Below are 1,856 nucleotides of genomic sequence, written 5' to 3' on the forward strand. Positions count from 1 at the left end.
TCCTAGAAATTTCTGTGCCATTGCGTTCTTTGATACAAATAGCAGTTTTAGTAAAACTATTCGCATCGAAAGCTAAACTAGGATTTTTTAATATTTCTGCTGTGGGGTTTTTGAGTATATATATCTGTTCGCCAACCGATATAGGGATTGCGGGTGTCTGGCAATCCACGAGGCTTTTTGCGTTTTTATATATCCATCTTTCTGTTATTTCTGATTCTTCGGTCTTGGTGATTTGCTCGATATTAGCCAATCGAGCCTCTAAATTAGAGTATTCAACCCCTAGTTGTAATTGATTGCTTGAAAATGCTCCAGAACCGCCATAATCTTTATTGTTGATTCTGTAATAGTTATTAGTGTCAAATATATGTTTTTGAGTCTTCCCCCAGTCTCTTGCTTCAACATATTCAGGGTGCGAATAATATAGGAACTGATTATTAATTACGGCTCTATCGAATAACTGTCTTGTAGTGATTGTAGCGAGCGATGATTGCCCCTTTGGAACAAATAAACTAATAGGTTTACCCCTGTATTTAGCACCCGAACGACTAGCAATACTGAAAATACTTTGCCAGCCATCCCGTTTGCAATCACTTTTAATTTCTACTGGTGTATCTAAAGGATTTCGAGAAGGAGTGCCGTAAGCTGCATGGATTCCCGATAACTCTATATTCGCGGTGATAAAGCCTATTTCTGGGTTTAATTCAAGGCTGAACCCAGTAGTCCTAAAAGCCAAACCAAATAAGTTAACTTTTGTTCCATTGGGCAGTGCCAGCCTTAAGCTATCGGCTAATTTTTCAGGTACTTTGATTTCTAAGGATGCGGTGGGATCGTCTTCCAGCGATCGCGAGAAAGTAACATCACCAGAGATATTATATCTTCTTAAAAATACTGGAATAGGTTCGCAAACTATTGTGGAATTGCGGTTAATAACTTCTGTAGATTGATACTGATATTCAATTCCAAGATCGTCCGTGGACGGTTCTTTATAGGCGAACAAGCTACCGCGACAATTATCAGATGCGCTTTTAAGTCCTAATCCTTCAAACTTAATCATGAGATACGTAATTGGGAAACTCCTGCGCTTCGTGCTGCGGAGAGGAACAATGGTTAAATGGCTTTAGCCATGAGTAAGACGTTTTACTCAGTAATTCGCTATAATCTAGTTACCTAGTGAATTAACAAAATGTACGCCACTCAAAAGAATCAACTTAGAAGACTTAGCCATCAGGAATTTAAAGCCCTGACTGCTTTGTGTCGCTTGAGTAAGAATCTTTTTAACGTGGCATTGTACGAATCTAGGCAGTATTTCTTTAATGAAAGAAAACGCCTGAGCTATGAATCTAACTATCATCTCTGCAAGTCCAATGATAATTATCAGTTGCTTAATACTGATATTGCTCAACAGACTATGAAAGTGGTTGATAGAAGTATGCGTTCTTTCTTGGGACTGCTTAAAGCTATTCGTATCGGACGTTGCGACCAAAAACCGCAACTGCTTAGATATCTGCCAAAAGAAGGATATTTCCCTTTGATTATTCCTCGAATTAGGCTCAAGAATGGAATATTTGCTATTCCCATGTCTCGTGAGTTTAAAAAGGAATATGGTGAAGTTAAGATTCAACTGCCAGAAAGACTCAAGGATAAGAAAATCAAGGAGGTACGAATACATCCGAAGTACTCGGCTCGGTGGTTTGAGATTGAGTACATCTATGAAGACGAAAAAATAGAAACATCTGTAGATACCAATAATGCTATGGCTTTGGATTTGGGAGTTGATAACTTGTGCGCTTGTATCGATACTGATGGGCATCAATTCTTGATTGATGGCAAAAGAATTAAAAGTATTAATCAGTGGA

Annotated in this window: 2 protein-coding genes; one reads left to right on the forward strand and one right to left on the reverse strand. The window is 38.4% G+C overall.

Features of this window, described 5'->3' with window-relative positions:
* The coding region (locus tag F6K13_RS31265; RefSeq protein WP_287289593.1) for a hypothetical protein at positions 1-1,054 on the reverse strand (1,054 nt) is incomplete at its 3' end.
* 129 nt (positions 1,055-1,183) lie between these two features.
* Here F6K13_RS31265 and F6K13_RS31270 point away from each other — a divergent pair.
* A partial coding sequence (locus F6K13_RS31270) for a transposase (RefSeq protein WP_287289595.1) occupies positions 1,184-1,856 on the forward strand: 673 nt, incomplete at its 3' end.

It is taken from the genome of Okeania sp. SIO2B9, from assembly GCF_010672505.1.
Taxonomy (GTDB): Bacteria; Cyanobacteriota; Cyanobacteriia; order Cyanobacteriales; family Microcoleaceae; genus Okeania; species Okeania hirsuta.